Raw genomic sequence first — 235 nt, 5'->3', positions numbered from 1 at the left:
TCGCTGATCGTCTACAACCACATCGACGAGAAGCTCGACGCCGCGGCTTCCTACCGCCGGGTCAATCAACTCGACGAAGCCCAGGGCCAGGTCTGGCTGAAGCCGACCCGCTTCAACAACACCTATGCCCTGGCCATGCCCGAGGAACAGGCCGAGCACCTGGGCATCCAGAGCGTCAGCGATCTCGCGCGGGTGCTCGCCGAACAGCAGGAGGCCGAGCCCGGGAGCACCCACC

Annotated in this window: 1 protein-coding gene; it reads left to right on the top strand. The window is 66.0% G+C overall.

Annotated features, from left to right (window positions below):
• Positions 1-235, top strand: a 235-nt coding sequence (locus tag ACLJNW_RS28595) for a glycine betaine ABC transporter substrate-binding protein (protein ID WP_410962056.1), incomplete at both ends; no start/stop codon positions are given.

The sequence above is a fragment of the Salmonella sp. SAL4457 genome, from assembly GCF_046548235.1.
In the GTDB taxonomy this organism is placed as follows: domain Bacteria; phylum Pseudomonadota; class Gammaproteobacteria; order Enterobacterales; family Enterobacteriaceae; genus Salmonella; species Salmonella enterica.
The sequence above is the reverse complement of the archived record's forward strand: the minus strand, read 5'-3'. Positions and strand labels throughout refer to the sequence as shown.